18 protein-coding genes and 1 pseudogene are annotated in these 21,141 nt (G+C 73.0%); 11 read left to right on the forward strand and 8 right to left on the reverse strand.

The window, feature by feature from the left end:
- Positions 1-147 precede the first annotated feature (147 nt).
- Positions 148-1,335, forward strand: a complete 1,188-nt coding sequence (gene tuf, locus V1633_RS19045; RefSeq protein WP_331215699.1) for an elongation factor Tu — start codon at positions 148-150, stop codon at positions 1,333-1,335.
- Here the strand turns inward: tuf and V1633_RS19050 are convergent.
- Entirely contained in the window at positions 1,316-2,368 is a 1,053-nt protein-coding gene (locus V1633_RS19050) for an ArsR/SmtB family transcription factor (RefSeq protein WP_331215700.1), read from the reverse strand. The genes tuf and V1633_RS19050 overlap by 20 nt on opposite strands.
- Positions 2,369-2,451: 83 nt before the next feature.
- Between V1633_RS19050 and V1633_RS19055 the strand changes: the two genes are divergently transcribed.
- The 4 genes from V1633_RS19055 to V1633_RS19070 all read left to right on the forward strand — a co-directional run bounded on the left by V1633_RS19055 (position 2,452) and on the right by V1633_RS19070 (position 6,939).
- Positions 2,452-3,648, forward strand: coding sequence for an MFS transporter (locus V1633_RS19055; protein WP_331215701.1), 1,197 nt, complete (start codon positions 2,452-2,454; stop codon positions 3,646-3,648).
- A 202-nt stretch (positions 3,649-3,850) separates the two neighbouring features.
- Entirely contained in the window at positions 3,851-4,357 is a 507-nt protein-coding gene (locus V1633_RS19060; protein WP_331215702.1) for a hypothetical protein, read from the forward strand.
- Positions 4,358-4,496: 139 nt separating this feature from the next.
- Complete coding sequence (locus V1633_RS19065) at positions 4,497-5,903, forward strand: class II 3-deoxy-7-phosphoheptulonate synthase (RefSeq protein ID WP_331215703.1); 1,407 nt, start codon at positions 4,497-4,499, stop codon at positions 5,901-5,903.
- Positions 5,896-6,939: a threonine aldolase family protein gene (locus V1633_RS19070; protein WP_331215704.1), complete on the forward strand. Its 1,044-nt coding sequence runs from the start codon at positions 5,896-5,898 to the stop codon at positions 6,937-6,939. Before V1633_RS19065 ends, V1633_RS19070 begins: the two co-directional genes overlap by 8 nt.
- Before the next feature lie 30 nt (positions 6,940-6,969).
- On the opposite strand, the gene V1633_RS19075 is transcribed toward V1633_RS19070, so the two are convergent.
- From V1633_RS19075 to pknB, 3 genes are all read right to left on the reverse strand, one after another.
- Positions 6,970-7,731 carry a M15 family metallopeptidase gene (locus V1633_RS19075; RefSeq protein ID WP_331215705.1) on the reverse strand — a complete coding sequence of 254 codons (762 nt, stop codon included), beginning with the start codon at positions 7,729-7,731 and terminating at the stop codon, positions 6,970-6,972.
- Between the two features lie 171 nt (positions 7,732-7,902).
- Complete coding sequence (locus V1633_RS19080; protein WP_331215910.1) at positions 7,903-8,745, reverse strand: deoxyribonuclease IV; 843 nt, start codon at positions 8,743-8,745, stop codon at positions 7,903-7,905.
- 49 nt (positions 8,746-8,794) lie between these two features.
- A complete protein-coding gene (gene pknB / locus V1633_RS19085; RefSeq protein WP_331215706.1) occupies positions 8,795-10,801 on the reverse strand; it encodes a Stk1 family PASTA domain-containing Ser/Thr kinase in 2,007 nt (668 codons plus the stop codon).
- Between the two features lie 358 nt (positions 10,802-11,159).
- On the opposite strand from pknB, the gene V1633_RS19090 reads away from it, so the two are divergent.
- From V1633_RS19090 to V1633_RS19100, 3 genes are read left to right on the forward strand one after another with little or no spacing between them, the layout of a single operon-like run.
- Complete coding sequence (locus V1633_RS19090; protein ID WP_331215707.1) at positions 11,160-11,525, forward strand: Rv2175c family DNA-binding protein; 366 nt, start codon at positions 11,160-11,162, stop codon at positions 11,523-11,525.
- A gap of 15 nt (positions 11,526-11,540) precedes the next feature.
- Positions 11,541-11,978: a lycopene cyclase domain-containing protein gene (locus V1633_RS19095; RefSeq protein ID WP_331215708.1), complete on the forward strand. Its 438-nt coding sequence runs from the start codon at positions 11,541-11,543 to the stop codon at positions 11,976-11,978.
- The gene (locus tag V1633_RS19100; RefSeq protein ID WP_331215709.1) at positions 11,975-12,400 is read left to right on the forward strand and encodes a lycopene cyclase domain-containing protein; all 426 of its coding nucleotides are present in this window, start codon (positions 11,975-11,977) and stop codon (positions 12,398-12,400) included. The genes V1633_RS19095 and V1633_RS19100 overlap by 4 nt, the downstream gene beginning before the upstream one ends.
- Before the next feature lie 28 nt (positions 12,401-12,428).
- Here V1633_RS19100 and V1633_RS19105 read toward each other — a convergent pair whose 3' ends face one another.
- Complete coding sequence (locus V1633_RS19105; RefSeq protein WP_331215710.1) at positions 12,429-13,784, reverse strand: BTAD domain-containing putative transcriptional regulator; 1,356 nt, start codon at positions 13,782-13,784, stop codon at positions 12,429-12,431.
- Positions 13,785-13,968: 184 nt separating this feature from the next.
- Between V1633_RS19105 and V1633_RS19110 the strand changes: the two genes are divergently transcribed.
- Positions 13,969-14,517: a hypothetical protein gene (locus V1633_RS19110; RefSeq protein ID WP_331215711.1), complete on the forward strand. Its 549-nt coding sequence runs from the start codon at positions 13,969-13,971 to the stop codon at positions 14,515-14,517.
- 111 nt (positions 14,518-14,628) lie between these two features.
- Here the strand turns inward: V1633_RS19110 and mptB are convergent, their stop codons facing one another.
- On the reverse strand, positions 14,629-16,251 hold the full coding sequence (gene mptB, locus V1633_RS19115; RefSeq protein WP_331215712.1) for a polyprenol phosphomannose-dependent alpha 1,6 mannosyltransferase MptB: 1,623 nt from the start codon (positions 16,249-16,251) through the stop codon (positions 14,629-14,631).
- A 98-nt stretch (positions 16,252-16,349) separates the two neighbouring features.
- Positions 16,350-17,432, reverse strand: coding sequence for a polyprenyl synthetase family protein (locus V1633_RS19120; protein ID WP_331215713.1), 1,083 nt, complete (start codon positions 17,430-17,432; stop codon positions 16,350-16,352).
- A gap of 151 nt (positions 17,433-17,583) precedes the next feature.
- On the opposite strand from V1633_RS19120, the gene metF reads away from it, so the two are divergent.
- Together metF and V1633_RS19130 are read left to right on the forward strand one after the other, a co-directional pair.
- Positions 17,584-18,501, forward strand: coding sequence for a methylenetetrahydrofolate reductase [NAD(P)H] (gene metF, locus V1633_RS19125; protein ID WP_331215714.1), 918 nt, complete (start codon positions 17,584-17,586; stop codon positions 18,499-18,501).
- Positions 18,502-18,624: 123 nt separating this feature from the next.
- Positions 18,625-19,305: pseudogene (locus V1633_RS19130) on the forward strand (CDP-alcohol phosphatidyltransferase family protein); the annotation flags it as partial.
- A 313-nt stretch (positions 19,306-19,618) separates the two neighbouring features.
- On the opposite strand, the gene V1633_RS19135 reads toward V1633_RS19130, so the two are convergent.
- Positions 19,619-21,109 (reverse strand): phytoene desaturase family protein, encoded by a 1,491-nt coding sequence (locus V1633_RS19135; RefSeq protein WP_331215715.1) that lies wholly within the window; start codon positions 21,107-21,109, stop codon positions 19,619-19,621.
- Positions 21,110-21,141 lie beyond the last annotated feature (32 nt).

The raw sequence follows: 21,141 nt of genomic DNA on the forward strand, positions 1-21,141 counted from the left end.
GAGGGTGGCCCGGATTCCGGTGCCGCCCGTTCGTACGTCTTCCAGCACCGGATGCGCGGTTCTGGCGCGGTTTCTCTTCCCCAGCGGTGTGGCAGCCGCCCGCGCTCGTCGTCCGCCGACACACTATCCACAAAGGACAGTCGGATCATGGCCAAGAGCCAGTTCATCAGGACCAAGCCGCATCTCAACATCGGCACGATGGGGCACGTCGACCACGGCAAGACCACCCTCACCGCCGCGATCACCAAGGTGCTCGCCGACCGGGACCCGTCGGTCAACCGGTTCGTCGCCTTCGACGGCATCGACCGGGCGCCGGAGGAGGTCGCCCGGGGCATCACCATCACCATCGCGCACGTCGAGTACGAGACCGCGACCCGGCACTACGCGCACGTCGACATGCCCGGACACGCCGACTACGTGAAGAACATGATCACGGGCGCGGCGCAGGTCGACGGGGCGATCCTGGTCGTCTCGGCGCTCGACGGTGCGATGCCGCAGACCCGGGAGCACGTGCTGCTCGCCCAGCGGGTCGGGGTGCCGTACCTGGTGGTGGCGCTGAACAAGGCCGACGCCGTGGACGACCCCGAACTGCTCGACCTGGTCGAACTGGAGGTACGGGAGCTGGTCAGCGAGTACGGCTTCCCCGGCGACGAGGTGCCGGTGGTGCGGGTCTCCGCGCTGCGGGCCCTGGAGGGCGACCCGCACTGGGTGCAGTCCGTCGCCGACCTGCTCGACGCCGTCGACCGGTACGTCCCGGTGCCGCCCCGGATCCTGGACCGGCCGTTCCTGATGCCGATCGAGAACGTGCTGACCATCTCGGGTCGGGGAACCGTGGTGACCGGTGCGATCGAGCAGGGCTGCCTCCGGGCCGGAGAACCGGTCGAGGTGGTGGGTCTGGCGCCGACACTGGGCACCGTCGCCATCGGGCTGGAGACGTTCGGCCGCTCGTTGGAGACCGCCCAGGCCGGCGACAACGCGGCCGTACTGCTCCGTGGGGTGAAGCGTGACCAGGTGCAGCGGGGTCAGGTGGTGGCCGCGCCGGGCAGTGTCACGCCGCACCGGCGGTTCACCGCCCAGCTCCACGCGCTGACCGCCGCCGAAGGTGGCCGGCGCACCCCGTTCCACGCCAACTACCGGCCGCAGTTCTACTTCCGTACCACCGACGTGGTCGGCACCGTCGACCTCGGCGACCTCCCGCAGGTCAACCCCGGTGACACGGTGACGCTCACCGTCGAGCTCGGCAAGCCGATCGCGATGGACGTCGGGCTCGGCTTCGCGGTCCGCGAGGGCGGCCGTACGGTGGCGGCCGGCACCGTCACCGAACTCCTCGACTGAGGTGCAAGGAGGGGGCCCTTCCTATCGTTTCTTGTACAGGAAGGGCCCCCTCCTGACCGGTGTGCCGGCCGGGGCGCTGCAACGCGACCAGCCGGTCACCGTCCTCGGTGCGGTAGTAGAGGACGTACCGGCCCGACCGTCTGCGCTGGACGAGGCGGGCGTCCAGCAGCACCCTGAGGTGACCACCCACCGATCCCAGGCCGTACCCGGTCAACGCGACGAGCTGGGTGGGGCTCCGCGGTGATTCCAACCGGGTGAGGATGTCCGCCCGGACCGGACCGAGCAGCCGGGTCAGGGCCCGGGGCGGGGTACGCCGGACCGGTTCGGCCAGGATGCCGGAGCACGGGTACACCACCGTGTGCCGGAAGGGCGCGTCGGAGCCGACCCAGCCCCGGGGTGACGTACTGGGGATGAAGAACAGTGGCGCGCCGCTGACGTCCTGCGGCGGATGGTCGTACGTGTTGATCTGAAGCTGCCCGCCGCCCAGCCACCGCATCCCCGGTCGCATCCCGTCCAGGGTGGCCGCCCAGCCGCCGGAGCTCAATCGCTGGGTCCGCGACACGATGTCGGCCTGGAACAGCCGTTGACGGCGCGGCCAGTCCGGTTCGATGGTCCGCGTCCACACCCAGGCGAGCAGTTCGGCGGCCCGGTCCGACAGGTCCGGCCCGCACAGTTCGGGCGGCAGCGCCGCGCCGCGCAGCCCGGTCGCCAGATCAGCCCGGGCGACCTCCGGCGGCGTGGCGCGGACCCGTTCGAGTTCGCCCCGGAACGTGCCGTCGACGTCGGTCGGCGGCGTGCTCAGGAAGTCCGGCAGCCACCGTGGCGGAAACGCCGCCTTGACGAACGCCGCGGTGAACGGGTCGGCGGCCAGCCGGGCCCGGTAGGCGGGCAGCTGGGCGGTGACCCAGGCCCGCTGGCCGGGCAGGGTCGGATGCCCGCCGAGCTGCTTGAGCGCCGCGACGGTCTCGATCAGTGGTGAGACGGCGAAACTGCTTCTCGCCAGTACGTCCGCGCCGATCCGCCAGACCCCCACGCCCGCCTCCCGGTCGACCCGCGCGTTTTCACGTCCAGCCGAAAACCTACCGGCGCGGAAGATCGTCCTCCGACACTGCCGGCATGCGTACCTATCGTGAACTGTTCCAGGTTCCGGAGTTCCGGCCGCTCTTCCTGGTGGTGTCCGCCCAGATCGCCGGGAGCACCGTCAACGGGCTCGCCCTCGGCACGCTGGTCTACGCCGGCACAGGGTCGCCGCTGCTGGCCGCGCTGAGCCTGTTCGGACCCTCGTTCGCGCAGGTCGTCGGCGCCACGACCCTGCTGTCGACGGCCGACCGGGTGCCGCCGCGCGCCGCGCTGGTCACGATCGCGCTCCTCCTCGGGACGAGCGTCCTCGTCCTGGCCACACCCGGGATGCCGATCTGGGGGATGTTCGTGGTGATCGGCTTCATGGGACTGGTCAGTTCGATGGGCGGCGGTGTCCGGTGGGGTCTGCTCGGCGAGATCCTGCCCGAGGGCGGCTACCTGCTCGGTCGCTCGGTGTTGAACATGTCCGTCGGTGCCATGCAGATCAGCGGTTTCGCCCTGGGCGGTGCGCTGCTGACCGTCGCCAGCCCTCGACGGGTGCTGCTGATCGGCGCCACGCTGCATCTCACCGCCGCGATCGTCGCCCGGTTCGGGCTCACCCGCCGCGCGCCGCGCGCCCTCGGTCGGCCGTCGGTCCGGCAGACCTGGCGGGTGAACGTCACGCTCTGGTCGGAGCCCGCCCGCCGGTACGTCTACCTCGCGCTGTGGCTGCCGAACGGGCTGGTCGTCGGCTGCGAGGCGCTCTTCATCCCGTACGCCCCCGGGACCGCCGGGGTGCTGTTCATGTCCGGGGCGCTCGGGATGCTGGCCGGCGACACCGTGAGGGGCAGGTTCCTGCCCCCGCACTGGCGGTCGCGTCTGGTCACCCCGCTGCAACTGCTGCTCGGTGTGCCGTACCTGCTGTTCGCCCTGCCGCTTCCGCTGCCGGTCGCGGCGCTCGCGGTCGCCGCCGCCTCGGCCGGCTTCGGCGGTGGGGTGCTGCTCCAGCAGCGGCTGGTCGATCTGACCCCGGTCGACGTCCGGGGGCAGGTACTCGGCCTGCACTCCTCGGGCATGTTGACCATGCAGGCGGTCGCGGCGACGGTGGCGGGCGCTCTCGCCCAGTGGATGTCGGCATCCGGCGCGATGGTGACGATGGCCGCGTTGTCCCTGCTGGTCACGCTGCTGCTCCGGCCGAAGCTCCGACCCCGCCCGTCGGTCGCCGCCCGGCCGGTCGACCCGGTGGTCGTGTGACGTCGACCCGGCGGCCGGCCGACCCGCTGGCGCCCACGTCGGACCTGCCGGGACGGCGACACCGGCTCCTGCCGGGACGGCGACACCGGCTCCGGCTCCTGCCGGGACGGCCGGACCCGCTCCGGGGCGATGTGCCAGACTCCCCGTTTCACTAGTCTGTGGAGCCTGTCCGGTCCGGGGAGCCTGTCCGGGAGGGAGAGCGATGCGCGTCGAGCGACAGCGGGTGGCCGTCCTGGCCGCCGTCCTGGCGGTCGTGCCACTGGGTCTGACCGGCTGCGGCCTGGTCGACTCGCCCCGACGGGCCCCGGAGAAGGCGGTGACGACAACAACCCCGGCCGTCGAGAACGGGGCGGAACGGGCCCGGGCGCGGGTGCAGGCGTACCTCGACGCGATGAAGGCGAAGAGTGTCGACGCCGGGCGCGCGCAGCTCTGCGCCCCGCTGCACGACGCCTTCGACGCGGCCGCGACCACCCCGAACGGAGACTTCGCCGCGCACTTCACCGTCTCCGGGACGGAGATCGTCGACGTCCGGGCCGTCGGCGCCGACCAGGAGGTCAGCACCTCCGTCACGGTGAAGGTGGGCGACCGGACCAGCTCGATAAAGATCCTCTTTACGGTGGCCCGGGCCGACGGTCAGTGGTGCATCGCACGGGAGGTGCCCGGCGGGCACAGTCCGACCCCGACCGGCGCTGCCACGCCGACGGGCTGAGCTGTCGGATTCGTCACGGACGGCCCATTGAGTTCGTACGGGCGGGCTGTCGGGTTCGTCACGGACGGTGGAACTCCCACGAAGCGGACCGGGCCGACCTCGGGCGGTTGCCGACGTCGGCTCGCCGTACGCTTGCCGCATGCGCCAAGAGTGGCATCAACTGAGCTACCCCGCGGTGGGAAGTACCGCGCTGCAGACCAGTCGTCCCACCGTCGACTCGGCCGAGGACGCGGCCCTCGGGTTGGACCGGTGGCGTGACCTCCCGCGAGCTCAGACGCCACCCTGGCCCGACCCGGCCGTGGTCGACGAGGTCAGCAAGGTCCTGCAGAACGTTCCGTCGGTCGTCGCACCCTACGAGGTCGACCAGCTCCGGCGGCGGCTGGCCCTGGTATGCGAGGGTCGGGCGTTCCTGCTGCAGGGTGGCGACTGCGCCGAGACCTTCGTCGACAACACCGAGAGCCACCTGCTGGCCAACGCCCGCACGCTGCTGCAGATGGCGGTGGTGCTGACGTACGGGGCGTCGTTGCCGGTGGTCAAGGTGGCCCGGGTCGCCGGGCAGTACACCAAGCCGCGCTCCCTGCCGACCGACGCGCGCGGGCTGCCGGCGTACCGGGGCGACATGATCAATTCGCTCGATCCGGTGGCCGAGGCCCGGGTCGCCGACCCGCAGCGGATGATCCGGGCGTACGCCAACTCGGCCGCCGCGATGAACATGCTCCGGGCGTACCTCGCCGGTGGCCTGGCCGACCTGCACGCGGTGCACGACTGGAACAAGGACTTCGTCCGCAACTCCCCGGCGGGTGAGCGCTACGAGGCGATCGCCCGGGAGATCGACCGGGCTCTCGCGTTCATCAGGGCCTGCGGGATGACCGACGAGGAGGCACTGCGCACCGTCACCCTCTACTGCTCGCACGAGGCGCTCGCCCTGGAGTACGACCGCGCGCTGACCCGGGTCTCCGACAGCCGGGCGTACGGACTCTCCGGGCACTTCCTCTGGATCGGCGAGCGGACCCGGCAGCTCGACGGCGCGCACATCGACTTCATCTCCCGGATCGCCAACCCCATCGGGGTCAAGCTCGGGCCCACCACCACCCCGGACGAGGCGATCGAGCTCTGCGAGAAGCTCAACCCGGACAACGTCCCCGGCCGGCTCACCCTGATCAGTCGGATGGGCAACAAGCTGGTCCGCGACGTACTGCCGCCGATCGTGTCGAAGGTCACCGCCTCCGGCGCCAAGGTCGTCTGGCAGTGCGACCCGATGCACGGCAACACCCACGAGTCGTCGAACGGCTACAAGACCCGGCATTTCGACCGGATCGTCGACGAGGTGCTCGGCTACTTCGAGGTGCACCGGGGCCTGGACACCCACCCCGGCGGCCTGCACGTCGAGTTGACCGGCGAGGATGTCACCGAGTGCCTCGGCGGTGCCCAGGCGATCGAGGACATCCACCTGCCGGACCGCTACGAGACCGCCTGCGACCCCCGACTCAACACCCAGCAATCACTTGAACTGGCCTTCCTGGTAGCGGAGATGCTTCGTGGCTGACCAAGACGCTGTCCCTCCGGTCGACCTGCGGTCCGACACCGTCACCCGGCCCACCGCCGGGATGCGGGCGGCGATGGCCGAGGCCGAGGTCGGCGACGACGTGTACGGCGAGGACCCGACCGTCAACGCGCTCGAGGCCGAGGTCGCGGCGCTCTTCGGACACGAGGCGGCACTCTTCGCCCCGACCGGTTCGATGGCCAACCAGATCGCCCTGCAACTGCTCGTGCCACCCGGCAGTGAACTGCTCGTCGACGCCGACGCGCACGTGGTGACGTACGAGGTCGGGGCCGCCGCCGCGTACGGCGGTATCTCCTCGCGGACCTGGCCCGCCGTCGGCGCCGACATCGACCCGGACCTGGTCGCGTCGATGATCCGGCCGGACGGTTACCACGCGGTGCCGACCCGGGCGATCGCGGTCGAACAGACCCACAACCGGGGCGGCGGCGGTGTGATCCCGCTCGCCACCCTCCGCGAACTGCGCCGGGTCGCCGACGAGGCCGGCCTCGGCCTGCACTGCGACGGCGCCCGGATCTGGCACGCGCACGTCGCCGACGGGGTGCCGCTGGCCAGCTACGGCGAACTTTTCGACACCATGTCGGTCTGCCTGTCCAAGGGGCTCGGCGCCCCGGTCGGCTCGCTGGTGCTGGGCAGCGCGGAGAAGATCGCGCGGGCCCGGGTGGTCCGCAAGCGGATGGGCGGCGGCATGCGCCAGGTCGGTGTGCTCGCCGCCGCCGGCCGGTACGCCCTCCGGCACCACATCGACCGGCTCGCCGAGGACCACGTCCGGGCGGCCCGGCTCGCCGAGGCGCTCGCCCCGTTCGGGGTGCTGGCCGGTCCGGTGACGACCAACATCGTGCCGCTCGACCTCACCAAGTGCGGATTCGACGCCCCCGCGCTGGGCGCGGCCGCCCGGGCCCGGGGTGTTCTCGTCTCGGTCCTCGGTCCGCGTACCGGACGGCTGGTCACCCATCACGACCTGGACGACGCCGGGGTGGAGCGGGCGGTCGAGGTGCTCACCGAGATCTTCCGGGGCTGACCGGTCGAGGCGTGCCGGGGCGGTGGCCGGTCAGCCGCCGTGCTGACTGAAGTGCTGGTGGTCGGGTGAGCGGAACTCGCCGCCCCAGTGCCATCCGACCGCCGCGAACGCCTCGACCAGCGTGCCGCCCGGGACCGCCATCCCGGGCCGGTCGTCGGCGCGATCGGTGTACGCCGTACCGGCCGGTGGCAGCACCCGGCCGTCGATCAGGTACGGGTTCTCCACCGGGTTGACGTCGATCGCCGCCCCGTACGCGTGCACCGACCACTTGGCCGGGCCGGTCGAGACCGCCTGACGGCAGTTGAAGCCGGAGGTGTTGTCGTCGGCCATCGACCTGTCGTCACTACCGCCGTACGTGTCGACGGGCTGGATCCGGCGGATCGGGAAGTGCGCCCGGTACAGGGTACGGAAGATCGTGATCACGTCGGCGACGACCGACTCGTGTACGACGATCGTGCCGACCTGCGGCTGGTCGTCGAAATCCCGGTAGCTGAGCCGTACGCGTCGAAGCTGGTCCGGCCCGACCGGGCAGCCGGGCCGCCAGCTCTGACCGAGGTCGGCGGCGGTGACGGGGGTGATCTCGGACACGAAGGCGGGTTCGAGCGTGGTGGCGGTCGTGCCGTTGCGCCCGGGGCCGGGGGAGGCCGGTGACCCGGCGGAGACCGTTCCGTCCCGCCCGGTGCCCGACCCGGCCCCGCAACCCGCCAGCGCCAGTCCGGGCAAGAGCAGCGTGAGCAGGGCACAGTACGACCATCGGCGCCGGATGGCGGGCAGTGGTCGGAGGCGTCGCATCGCGGCCACGGTACGCCCCGACCACGCTCCGTTCACCCTGGGCGCCGGTCGGACGTGGCCCGGGTCATCCCGCCCGGCGTCCGGTGCCGGGTGTCCGACGCCCGCAGCGGGCCGAAGTCTGCCGCGCGGTCCCGGCGCCCCTGGCCTACCTGCCCGAGCTCAGGGGCCGGGTCAGGGGCGGAGTCGTTTGAGCGTGCTGATGTCGTCGGCGTGCCCGAAATGCTGCTCGGTCGGCGTTTCGACGATCACCGGCACACCCGCGGTCGCCGGATGAGCCAGCAGTTCGGCGAACGGGGCCTCCCCGATCGCGCCCTTGCCGATCGTCTCGTGCCGGTCCCGGGTCGAGCCGCACGGATCCCGCGAGTCGTTGGCGTGCAGCAGCCACAGCCGCTCCGCGCCGACCGCGGTGACCAGGGCGTCCAGGGCTTCGGTCATGCCGCCCTCGCGGGCCAGGTCATGGCCGGCGGCCCAGGCGTGGCAGGTGTCGAAACAGACGCCGAGCCACGGATGCCGGTCGACCGCGTCGAGGTAGGGCCCGAGGTGCTCCACCCGGGAAGCCAGCGACCGCCCCCCGCCGGCACTCGGCTCCACCAGCAGTTTCGGGCCACCTGCGGCGGAGGTGGAGTCGAGCAGCGGCAGCAACGCCTCCCGGACCTGGCGCATGGCCGCGTCGGCGTGACCGGCGTCGACCGAGCTGCCGGCGTGGAAGACCACTCCGGTCGCGCCGATCGCGGTGCCTCGGGCCAGCGCGTGTGCCAGCGTCGCCACCGAGCGTTCCACGGTGGCCGGGGTGGGGGAGCCGAGGTTCGTCAGGAGCGACGCGTGGATGTAGACCGGAACGCCCCGTTCGGCGCAACCGGCCAGGAACGCGGCGTCCTGGGCCGGGTCGCCGGGCGGCAGCGCCCAGCCACGCGAGTTGCCGACGTAGACCTGGACCGCTTCCGAGCCGGCGGCGTCGACGTACGGCAGCGCGGCCCGGGCCAGCCCGCCGGAGGTCGGAGTGTGCGATCCGATGGGCCGGCTCGGCCGGGCGGCAGCCGGGGGAGAAGAGTTCGGGGTCGGGTCAGAAACAGGTGATGGCAACTTGGGATCCTGGTGGTACCGGAGTGTTCGGACCGGGGTTCTGCGACCGGACCGGTCCGTTCGGGTTGATCTGCAGCCCACCGACGGTGAGCCCCAGCCCCTCCAGGATCTGCCTCGCCTGCGGACATGGCAAGTTCATCACCGAGGGCACGGCGACCAGCGGCGGGCCATTGCTGACCTTGACCGTGACCTTGGCACCCGCCTCGACACCGGCCCCGTCCTGCGGACTCTGCGAGAGCACCTCGTCCTTCGGCTTGTCGGAGTCCTGCGGCTCGACGACGATCTGCAGGCCGAGTTGCTGCAGGATCGTCCGCGCCTCGTTGACGTTCTTGCCGATCAGGACCGGCACCGTGATCGGCGCCCGGCCCTTGCTCACCGTGACGGTGATCTCATCGCCCGCCTTGACCTCGGCACCGACCTCGGGCTTGACCGAGATCACGACGCCTTCCTCCAGGTTGTCGTCGTACCGGTCGGGGCCGCGTTTCATCCGGAGCCCGGCATCCTCAAGATCGAGCTGGGCCAGTTCCAGCGACTTGCCGACCACGTCGGGAACCGGGAAGCGTTCCGGGCCGAGCGAGAGGGTCAGGGTGATGGTGCCGCCCCGGACGATCCGTTCGTCCGAGCCCGGGTCCTGGGCCAGCACCGCGTCCTTGGGGACCTGCTCGCTGTAGCGGGGCTCGGTGAACTCGACCGTGAAACCGGCCCGGTCGGCGCGGGACTGCGCGTCCGTGCCGGCCAGGTTCACCAGGTTCGGCGTGGCGGTGTAGCGGCCCGCCCCGAACCACCAGCCGACCCCGGCGATGACCAGGATGACCGCCAGCGCGGCGGCACCGACCGCGATCCGGCCGCCGCGGTCGGCCAGCAGCCGGTCGCGCAGGTCCGCGAACCGCCCGGCGAGCCCGGTGGGCGGCGGCGCGGCCCGTCGACGGTGCGGCGCGGGCCGCTCCCGCTGCTGGTCCGGCAGCCGGGCCCAGGACGGCCGTTCGGTGGGCTGGACCGCCGCGACCACCATGGTGGGCTGCTGCACCGCCATGGTCGGCTGCTCCGCCGGCTGGATCTGGCGCAGAATCGTCGTGTTGGCGTTGGCCATGGTGCCGAGATCGTCCCGGACCACCTGCACCTCCGCCTGCAGCGCGCCCGCGTCGGTCGGCCGGGCGCCCGGGTCGCGCCGGGTCGCCCGGACCACCAGCTCGTCGAGGACCGGCGGCAGGCCGGGAACCAGCGTGGAGGGGCGCGGCACGTCGCGGTCGACGTGTTGCCAGGCGACGTCGACGGCACGGTCACCGTCGTACGGGACCCGGCCGGTGAGCATCTCGAAGAGCACGATCCCGGCGGCGTAGACGTCCGTGCGCGGATCGGCCCGTCCGTCGGTGACCAGTTCCGGTGCCACGTACGCGACGGTGGCCATCAGCTGGTTGGCGCCGTCGGTCTCGGAACTCGCCTCGACCGCCCGGGCCAGCCCGAAGTCGGCCACCTTGACGACGCTGTCGACCAGGTTCGCCATACCGCCGCTCGGTGCCTCGGCGACCAGTACGTTCTCGGGCTTGACGTCCCGGTGGACCAGGCCGGCGCGGTGGGCGGCGGCGATCGCGGCGAGCATCTGCTCCATGATCGCCAGCGCCTCGCTCGGGTTGAGCCGGCCGCGTTCGGCGAGGATCTCTCGCAGCGTCCGCCCGCGCACGTACTCCATGACGAGGTACGGCAGGCGGGCGTGCGTGCCCTGGTCGTAGACGGCGACCACGTTGGGGTGGGTCAGCCGGGCGATCGTCTTGGCCTCGTCGGTGAACCGTTCGAGGAAGCCGGCGAGCTGCACCTGCGGCGCGTTGGCCTGGTTCGGGTGAATGATCTTTATTGCCACGATGCGGTCGAGGCGCTCGTCGATCGCCGTGTACACGGTCGCCATCCCGCCCCGGGCCACACGCGCGCGGATGCGGTAACGCCCGTCGATGAGCGAGTTCAGCAGTGTGTCGGCGACCTGTATGTCCATCGGCAGGCAGTCTATGTCTCCAGAGGGTGGCGGCAGAACAGGATGCCACAGCCGACACCGAACGGAAATCCGGAGGTGCGATTACGGACAGTTCGGGCTGGCTTTCCGGGACACTCCGGACAACCTGGTTCCGACCCTCCGCAGCGACCGGCCCCACCCTCCGGCACGGCCCGGTCCGCTACTCCGCGCCAGCCCGGTCCGCTACTCCGCGAAGGGCCGGCCCCGACCCGCCCGCGAGGCGGTCGGGCCCTCCGAGACAGCTGGTTCCGGCCCTCCGGGGCGGCCGGCCCCGACACTCCGGGCCGGCGGTCCGGGAGCCGTCTGGGATCGGTCGGCAGCCACGTGGCAAGGTGATCGGGTGACCGAATCCGTACCCGCCGACGCGCAGCCGACCGAACCGACCGGTTGGCTGGCCCTCCCGGACGTGGCCGAGCGTCTTGAGGTGTCGATCAGCAAGGTGCACCAGATGATCCGCGACCGGGAGCTGCTCGCGGTCCGTCGGGACGGCGTCCGGGTCGTCCCGGCCGAACTGGTGGCCAACCAGACCGTACGCAAGCACCTGCCCGGCATCCTCACCCTGCTGCACGACGCCGGGTACAGCGACGAGGCCGCGCTGCGCTGGCTCTACCTGCCTGACGAGACCCTGCCGGGGACCCCGGCCGACGCCCTCGGCGACCACCGGGCCCGGGAGGTCAAACGGCGGGCCCAGGCGACGGGGTTCTGAGACGGCCTCGCGCCGATGGGACACCTCGGCTATCTGGCGGTGCTCGCCGGCTGCCTCGGCTGCGCGCTGTGGCTGGAGCCGGTGCTGCGGGTGAACGTGCTGCGCCGCTGGCGGCGTCTGCTGCTCACCCTGCTGCCGGTGGTCGTGGTCTTCGTGCTCTGGGACCTGGCGGCGATCGCCGCCGGACACTGGACGTTCGACCCGGAGCAGATCACCGGCGTTCTGCTGCCCGGCGGCCTGCCGCTGGACGAGGTGCTCTTTTTTGTCGTCGTACCGGTCTGCGCCATCCTTGGGTTCGAGGCGGTCCGGGCCGTACGACGCTGGCCGGCCGGGGACGAGCCTCCCCAGCCTGAGCCGCTTCCGGACGAGCCGCTGCGGGGCGGGCCTCCCTGGAGCGGGCCCCTGCGCCACGAGGCGTCCCGGGACGGACCGTCGCGGGGCGGGGCGCGGTGAGCTACACGGCGGCGGTGCTGCTCGGGGTGGCCGGCGTACTGCTGGTCGACCTCGTCGTACTGCGTACGAGGTTGGTGCTGCGGCCGGTCTTCTGGGCGACGTACCCGATCATCGTCTTCTTCCAGTTGGTCTCCAACGGCATCCTGACCGGCCGGCGCATCGTGCGGTACGACCCGGACGCGATCATCGGCTGGCGGCTGGTGTACGCGCCGGTGGAGGACCTGCTGTTCGGCTTCGCCCTGGTCCTGCTCACCCTGACCGTCTGGGTCCGGCTGGGCCGGGCCGGCGTACAACGTGGCCCGGTGGCGGGCGAGGGCGCGCCCCCGCCGTGGCTGCCCTTCCTGCGCCGGCGGGGCACCGGAGGCGGAGGGTCGCCGCCGGACCCGCCACGGCCCGGCTCCGCAGGTCGGGAAGTGCCGTGAGATGCCGGGGCGCCCGGGCCGCCAGGGGTCAGGAACTCGGGCACGGAGCCGCCGTGGCCGGCCGGCCGCAGGTGGCTGTGCTGCACCACCGGCGTAGTCCGCTCTCGTCGAGGAACAGCCACCCACACCGCTTGTCGGGGCAGACCCGGATGGTGAGCCGTCGCGGGTCCGCCAGGAGTTCGGCGGCACTCCACGCGGCGGCGTGGACCGGCACTCGCAGTCCGGCCGCGAGGTCCGGCCACCACCGGCCACGGCCGCTCGCCTCGGCTCGGAACACCAGCGCCTTCGCGGCGGCTTCCGCGGCCCGGGCGACGGCGTCGAACGCGGACCGGTTCTCCGGATCGGTCAGGCAGGTGTACAACCGGGTACGCAGCGCGCGGGCCTCGTCGAGTACGGCGGTGGCGGACCCCGGATCGCGGCGGTCGAGTTCGACCAGCCGGTTCACCGCGACGTCGTCGACCAGCCCCACGTAGCCGGTCCACACCGCCAGCGTGCGATAGCCGCGTAACCACTCCGAGCCCGGCAGCGGTGGCTCGTGGCCCCATCCCGCGAACGTGTTGCAGAACTCCAGCGCCGGATGCCCGCCGACGCTCCACGGCAGGCTCTCGTCCCGGATCCGTACCTCGTAGCAGGGCAGTCCGGGCCGGTCGAGTCGGTGGTCGTCGCGGAGGATCCGCCGGTGCACCTCGCGCAGTCGCGCGCCCGGCTCGATGCCGAGCTGGTCCACCAGCACCTGCCGGGTCACCTGGTAGAGCCGTAACGCGTCGGCCTGCCGGGAGCCCCGGTACAGGGCGGTCATCAGGGCGGCGACGAGCTGCTCCTGGGTCGGGTCCCGGTCGACCAGCGGGGTCAGGTCGGTGATCACATGGGCGTGCTGCCCCAGCGCCAGCTGGGCCTTGGCGCGCAGTTCGACAGCGGTGAGCCGAAGCGCGCCGAGCGGGCCGTGCAGTCGCTCGCGCAGCGCGTCGTCGGCGGTGTCGGCGAGCAGCGGGCCGCGCCAGAGGGCCAGCGCCCGGTCGAGCAGGCGGATCCGCTCGGCCGGGTCGGTGACGTCACTCGCCCGGTACGTCAACCGGTTGAACTCCTCGACGTCGACCTGGTGCCCTTCCGCCGCCACCAGGTAGCCGTCGCCGTGGGTGGTGATCCGGACGCCGTACGGGGTCAGCGAGGCGCGGAGCCGACCGATGTACGTCTGCACGGCGCTGCGGGCCGACCCCGGCGGCCGACCGGCCCAGAGCAGGTCGATGAGCCGGTCGGTGCTCACCACGTGGCCCAGGTCGAGCAGGAGGAGGGCGAGGACGCACCGTTCCTGGCGTCGGCTGCCGAGCTCGACCGGCTGACCGTCGTGGCGCGCCTCGAAGGGCCCGAGTAGTCGGAATTCCATGTCTGTTGGGACTGGCTGGCCCCGGTACCCGGTTGTCGGACGGTGCGCCGGTGGTGATCGTCGGCCGCTGCGGCGGACCGGCGGGCCCGGGTCGGCGCGGATTCGCCGTCGTGGTGGTGACGACGTGGTGAGTGGAGACGGTGATCCTGGTCCGGCCCGATCACCGAGAGGTTCTGGAGTGAACATGCGTTGGACGAAGCGAGCCGCCCTTTCCCTGGCCGCCGCCGGACTCGTCACGACCGGATCGGTTGCCCCGGTCCTCCCGGCCGCCCCGGCCGTCGCGGCCGACCAGGAACGCCGGCAGGGTGGCTGGGTGCCGGCGCCGCAGGAGGCGTTCGAGATGCCCGCAGGGGCACGGTGTGACTTCGCGGTCCGCGTCCAGCCCGTCGTGGACGAGGTACGCAAACTGGTGCTGGCGGTGTACCCGGACGGCTCCCCCCGGCGGGAGATCTACACCGGCGCGTTGATCAACGAGGTGACGAACCTGGAGACCGGGGCCAGGTCGACGGCGGACGCGAGCGGTACTTCACTGGTCGAGTACGCCACCGACGGCTCGATGACGTGGTACGTCACCGGACCGGTGCTGCTCGGCTTCCGGGAGAACGCCGGCTCCCTGCCGCGCGGTCTGTGGCTGGTGGACGGACAGTTCAAGGTCGAGTTCAGTCCCACGTACGACAAGACGATCACCATGCTGCACGGCAGTACCCACGACGTCTGCACCGACGTGGACTGACGGGTGGCACCACGACCCGCCTGCTCCGGCGTCCGACCGGGGACCCCCCGGGCCCGGACGACGGTCCGCGGGGCGGGTTCGTCGTCCCCGGCGGGTCCGGGACCACCGGCGTCAGGTGGCCCGGCCCCGCCGTGAGCGTGCCTTGTACACCCCGACGGCGAGGACCACGACGAGCGCCACGTCGAACAGGGCACCCGGCAGCTTGCTGAGCACCGCCAGCCCCAGCCCGTCCGGCAGGACCAGGAAGCTGGCCAGCAGCACCAGGCCGGCGGCCCGACCGCGCCACCGGTCCGACAGACCCGCCGCGAGCACGGCGACGGCGGTCAGGGCGTACCAGGGATAGAACACCGGCGACAGCACCGCGAGTGCCGCGAAGGCGAGGCCGGTCGCGACCACCACCCGGCGGCGGGCCGTCGGACCCGGTGCCGAGGTCGCCGACCAGGCGCGGACGAGGAGCACGACGACCGTCGCGGCCAGCGTGACCAGGCCGAGCAGTCGGGCCACCCGTACCGCGAGGTCGAACGCCTCGGGATGACCGACCAGCCGCAGCAGGTATCCGGCCGCCATGCCCAGGCCGGTCGGCAGCGACGTCCACTGCACCAGACGGCCGGTGTCGGTGAGCGCGCCGAGCCAGCCCAGGTCGAGTCCGGTGACCAGGCTCAGCCCGGCGAAGGCGCACGCGCCACCCGCCGCCACCGCCCCACCAGCGGAGACGACCGGGCCGGCCGGCGCCGCCCTGCCCGGCGTTGCCCTGTCCCGCGTGGTCCTGGCCGGCGGCATGTCGGCGGGCGACGTCCGCACCGTGCCGAGCAGAACCACGAACGGCACCGCCAGCACCGCCGTGACCTTGACCGCGACCGCCAGACCCAGCAGCGCCCCAGCCCCGCACAGCACGAGGAAGCGGTTGCTGTTCCCGCCGCCGGTAGCCGAAGGGCCCCTTCCGGACAGGCTCAGCCAGAGCGCGGCCACCACCAGTCCCACCATCAGCGCGTCGTTGTGCACCCCGGACACCGCATGGATCATGACCAGCGGCGAGAGCAGCCCGAGCCACGACGCCCGTACCGGGTCGACGCCGCAGGCCCGGGCCAGCCGGGGCAGGCAGCCGGCGACCAGCAGCACACCGGCGAGCGCCACGGCCCGGAGCAGCGCGACCGCGATCAACAGTTGGGCGTCGGTGGACGTGGTCACCAGGCGGGCGAGGGCGACCACCCCGCCGGAGACCGCCACCGCCAGCGGCCCGTACGGGGTCGGGGTGTGCCGCCACAACGCGGGCACCGCGTCCGACCAGACGCACCCGCCCGGCAGCACCCCCACCGTGTACGGGTCGACGCCGTCGAGCCACAGCGCGCCCTGGCAGGCGTACGCGTACGCGTCCCGGCTTCCGGTCGGTGGCGCGAACAGCAGCGGCACCGCCCACAGCAGGCCGGTGCCGAGCAGCGCACGCAGCCGTACCGTCCCCGGTGCCGGTGCCGGGGACGGTGCCGGTGCCGGTGCCGGTGCGGTGATCCGGGCGCCGAGGCGCCACCAGACGGCGGCGAGGGCGGTCAACCCGACCAGCCAGCCGGCCAGACCCCACCAGTAACTGGCCGGTGCGGCAACCGCGCCACCCGGCAGTACGGCGGCGTCCGCGTCGCCCGCCGGCAGCGCTCCCGCCCCGTACGCGCTCGCCGCCATCACGCTGGTGGCGGCGAACCCGACCGTCCGGAGCCGGGTGAGGCGATCCCGGGCAGGCACGCCTCCGATCGTCGCACGGGACCGGTCGCCCCGACCGGGGTGTTAGGAAGGGGCCCTTCCTAAACAAAAAGCGATAACAAGGGGCCCTTCCTTACACCTCAGTCCTTGCGGCGGGTGGCCACCACGGCCAGGTCGACCAGGACCTCGCGGGCCTCGGGGTCGAGTTCGACGCCGACCAGCGCGGCGAGCGCGGTGTCGGTCAACATCGCGATCCGGCGCTCGGTCCGGTCGAGGGCGCCGCTGCCGGTGATCACCTCGCGGAGGGCGTCGACCCCGGACGGGTCGAGGTCGGGGTCGCCGAGCCGGCTGCCGAGCAGGTCCCGTCCGGCCTGGTCGGTCGCCTCGAAGGCGGCGGCGATGAGATAGGTGCGCTTGCCCTCACGAAGGTCGTCCCCGGCCGGCTTGCCGGTCTGCCCGGGATCGCCGAACACCCCCAGTACGTCGTCGCGGAGCTGGAACGCCTCGCCGAGCGGCAGCCCGTACCCGGAGTAGGCGGCCCGGACGGCGGCGGGTGCGTCGGCCAGCGCGGCGCCGAGCAGCAGCGGACGCTCGACGGTGTACTTCGCGGCCTTGTACCGGGCGACCTTGCTGGCCCGTTCGACCGAGGTGTCCCGGCTGGCCTGGGCGAGCACGTCCAGGTACTGCCCGATGGTCACCTCGGTGCGCATCTCGTCGAAGACCGGCCGGGCCCGAGCGACCACCACCGGGTCGAGGCCGCTGCCGTGCAGCAGTTCGTCGGACCAGACCAGGCAGAGGTCGCCGAGGAGGATGGCGCTGGAGTCGCCGAAACCGGCCGGGTCGCCGGCCCAGCCCGCCGCCTGGTGCCGGGCGGCGAACCGGCGGTGGATCGAGGGTTCACCGCGCCGGGTGTCGGAGCGGTCCATCAGGTCGTCGTGGATCAACGCGCTCGCCTGTACGAACTCCAGCGCGGACAGCCCACTGACGATGTTGTCGGAGTCCGGTCCGCCGGCGCCCCGGTAGCCCCAGTAGGCGAACGCCGGCCTGAGCCGTTTGCCGCCGCCGAGCACGAACGCCTCCAGCGCGTCGGCGACCGCGGCGAGTCCGTCGTCGACGCCGGCCATCCAGGCGCGCTGCCTGGCGAGGAACCTGGCCAGGGAGGCGTCGACCCGTTGGCGTAGTCCAGCGCGGTCCACCGGTGGGACGTGGGCGGGTTCGGTCACGCCCTGACGCTAGTGGATCGCCCGATCGGCTGCGGTCGCGGCAGGGCCCCGGGCCTCCGGCGTGGCCGGGTGCGTCGGGCGGAAACGGACACCTGCCCCGTACGGTGCGGGAAGGGGCGGGAGTGACCTTCTGAACCGGTAGAGTCACCTCGTGGCGCTCGGTCTCCCCTCCGTACTCCCCGACTCGCGACCGTCGATCGGGGATCTGGTCCGCGGCTGCGGGCCGACCTTCTCGTTCGAGTTCTTCCCGCCGAAGACCGAGAAGGGTGAACGCCTGCTCTGGCAGGCGATCCGTGAGCTGGAGTCGCTGCGCCCGTCGTTCGTCTCGATCACCTACGGGGCCGGCGGTTCGACCCGGGACACCACCGTGTCGGTGACGGAACGGGTCGCCACCGAGACGACCCTGTTGCCGATGGCGCACCTGACCGCGGTCAACCACTCGGTCGCCGAGCTGCGGCACGTGATCGGGCGGCTGGCCGGCGCCGGCGTGCGCAACGTCCTCGCGGTGCGGGGGGACCCGCCGGGCGACCCGACCGGGGAGTGGGTCCCGCATCCGGAGGGTGTGCACTACGCCGAGGATCTGGTCCGGCTGGTCCGCGAGGCCGGCGACTTCAGCGTCGGCGTCGCCGCCTTCCCGTACAAGCACCCCCGTTCGCCGGACATCGACACCGACACCGAGCACTTCGTCCGCAAGTGCCGGGCCGGAGCCGACTTCGCGATCACCCAGATGTTCTTCGACGCCGACGAGTATCTCCGGCTGCGTGACCGGGTGGCGGCGGCCGGCTGTGACACCCCGATCCTGCCCGGCGTCATGCCGGTGACCCAGATCGGCACCATCGAACGCTCCGAGCAGCTCTCCGGGGCGCCGTTCCCGCCCGCGCTCGCCGCCCAGTTCGAGCGGATCGCGGACGATCCGGAGGCGGTCCACCGGCTCGGCATCCAGCAGGCCAGCGAGATGTGCCGGCGGCTGCTCGACGAGGGGGTGCCGGGCATCCACTTCATCACCCTCAACCGGTCGACGGCGACCCGGGAGGTCTGGCAGAACCTCCAGGTGGGGGCCCGGACGTGAGGTCGGCCGCCGGGTCCGGGAGGCCGCGCGCCGGGGCGGTCGCCGCCGGCCCGGCCGATCCGCCGGGCGGGACGACAACCCGCCGGGCGCGACCTCGGGCGCCGTCCGGCGGTTGAGCCAGAGGTGGGCAACCGGTTGACCTGGGACGAGTACGCCGTCAAGTGGGCGCGGCTGCACGGCGGCTTCGATCCCCGGATGGCGACCACCTCGGTACGGCGCTGGCTGCGGATGTCGTACGTGCTGGGCTGTGCCCTGGCCCGGCTGCGGGTGCCGCCGACCGCGGTGACGGTTGTCGGCGTACTGCTCTGTGTCGGTGTCCCGGTCACCATCGTGCGGAGTCCGACCGGTGTGCTCGGCCCGGTGCTCGCCGCCGTTCTTGTGCTGCTCGCCTCGGTCGCGGACAGCATCGACGGTGCGGTCGCGGTGGTCACCGGCCGGACGACCCGGCTCGGGTACGTCTACGACTCGCTGGCGGACCGGGTCGGTGAGGTCTGCTGGCTGGTCGGGTTCTGGCTGCTGGGGGCCCCGGGCGGGCTGGTGGTCGCCGCCGGGGCGCTGTCCTGGCTGCACGAGTACACCCGGGCCCGCTCCGTCTCGGCGGGGATGAAGGAGATCGGCACGGTGACCGTGGGGGAGCGGCCGAGCCGGGTCAGCGTCGCCGTGGTCGGCCTGCTGGTGGCCGGGCTGGCCCGGCTGGTCATGCCGGAGCTGGCGGCCGGCACGATCACGCTGGCCACGGCGATCTGGGTGCTGCTCGGCTTCTTCGGGATGGTTCAGCTGCTCTCCGTGGTCCGCCGCTCCCTGGACCGGACGGAACCGACCGGGAACCAGCCGGCGGCCCGGCAGCCGGCGGCCGGACCGGCCGGGCCGGGGACGCCCCTGGAGGGGCCGGGCGGGCAGGGGCCGGGCACCTCGACGGCGGCGGAGGGGGCTCGACGCGAGTCGATCGGCCGGGCCCCGGCCGGCCGGGAACTGGTCCGTCTGGAGCCCACCGAGGTGGAGCTGACCCGCCGGGAGCCGAGCGGGACCGAGCCGCCCGGCACCGAGCGCTGACCCGCCGACCGGTGGTGAGGAAGGGGCCCTTCGTCTACCGAATGCGATAGGAAGGGTCCCTTCCTCACCGACCGATCCGCTCGGCGACGATCTGGGCGGAGAGGGTGACCATCGGCAGCCCGCCGCCCGGATGTGTGGAGCCGCCGACCAGGAACAACCCGTGGACGGGCCCCCGGTTCGGCGGCCGGAGCAGACCGCCGGCGCTGCCGTGGATCGCCCCGCCCGGTGCGCCGGCCGTCGTGGCGAGGTCGGCCGGGGTACGCACCTCCCGGAACACCAGCCGGTCCCGTACGTCGACACCACGCGCGGCGAGCACGTCGAGGACGTGGTCGGCGTAGGCGTCCGCCAGCCCCGGGCGACGCCAGTCGACACCACCCAGGGTGCGGCCGTGCCGGGGCGCGTTGACCAGCACGAACCACGCCTCGTGCCCGGCGGGCCGGACCAGCGGGTCGGCGGGGACGCTGACGAACACCGTCGGGTCGGGGACCGGCCGGGCCGGCACCCCCCGCCCCGGATCGCCGAAGACCGCGTCGAACTCGGCGTCGTAGTCGGTGGGGAAGAAGACGTTGTGGTGGGCCAGCCCCGACTCGCCGCGTACCCCGAGCAGCAGGACGAAACCGGCCAGGCTCCGGTCGGCGAGCCGGGCCAGCCGGTCCGGGGTGGGCAGCAGGTCCCGGTAGAGGGTCAGCGCGTCCACGTTGGCCACCACCACGTCGGCCGGTACCCGGGTGCCGCCGAGACGTACCGCCTGCACCCGGCCGCCGGCCGCGTCGATGCCGGTGACGGTGGTACCGGTCGCCACCACCACTCCCAGGTCGAGGCAGCGGGAGAGCAGCGCGTCGGCCAGCGTGCCGAGCCCGCCGCGCGGGTACCAGGCGCCGAAGTGCATCTCGGCGTACGGGATCGCGACCAGTGCGGCGGCTGCCCGGCGAGGGTCGGCACCGGTGTACGTGGCGTACCGGTCCAGCAGCATCCGCAGCCGGGGATCCCGCAGGTGCCGGCGGCCCAGCCCGCGCAGGGTCCGGCCGGGGGCGATGGCGGCGAGTTCCGGCAGCCGCCAGGCCAGCCGGGTCAGTGCCAGCGGCGAGTCGACGGCGCTGCGCAGGACGTCCCGCCAGGAGGCCGCCCAGACCCGTCCGGCCCGACGCCACAGCCGCTGCCAGTCCCGGGCCGCCGGTGCGCCGAACACCGCCCCGATCCGGGCCGCGAAGACGTCCGGGTCGGCGCAGGAGTCGAGGACGGTCGCCGGGGTGTCCGGCCCGGACGCCGGGAAGTGGTGCCGCACGATCGGGTCGAGCGGGGTCAGGTCGACGTACTCGTCCAGCTTCGCGCCGGTCGCCTCGAACAGGTCGGCGAAGACCTGCGGCAGGGTGAGCAGACTCGGGCCGGTGTCGAAGTGGAACGTCCCGACCGGGGTCTCCCGCCGGTACCGGCCGAGTTTGCCGCCGACCTCGTCGGCGCGTTCGTAGACGGTGACCTCGTGGCCGAGGGCCGCCAACCGGGCCGCGGCCGCCAGACCGCCCACCCCGGCGCCGATCACGACCACCCGAGCCACGAACCGCCCGCCTCCTCACCGGTACGCCGGGG

Origin of the sequence: Plantactinospora sonchi (genome assembly GCF_036422035.1) — a bacterium.
GTDB lineage: Bacteria > Actinomycetota > Actinomycetes > Mycobacteriales > Micromonosporaceae > Plantactinospora > Plantactinospora sonchi.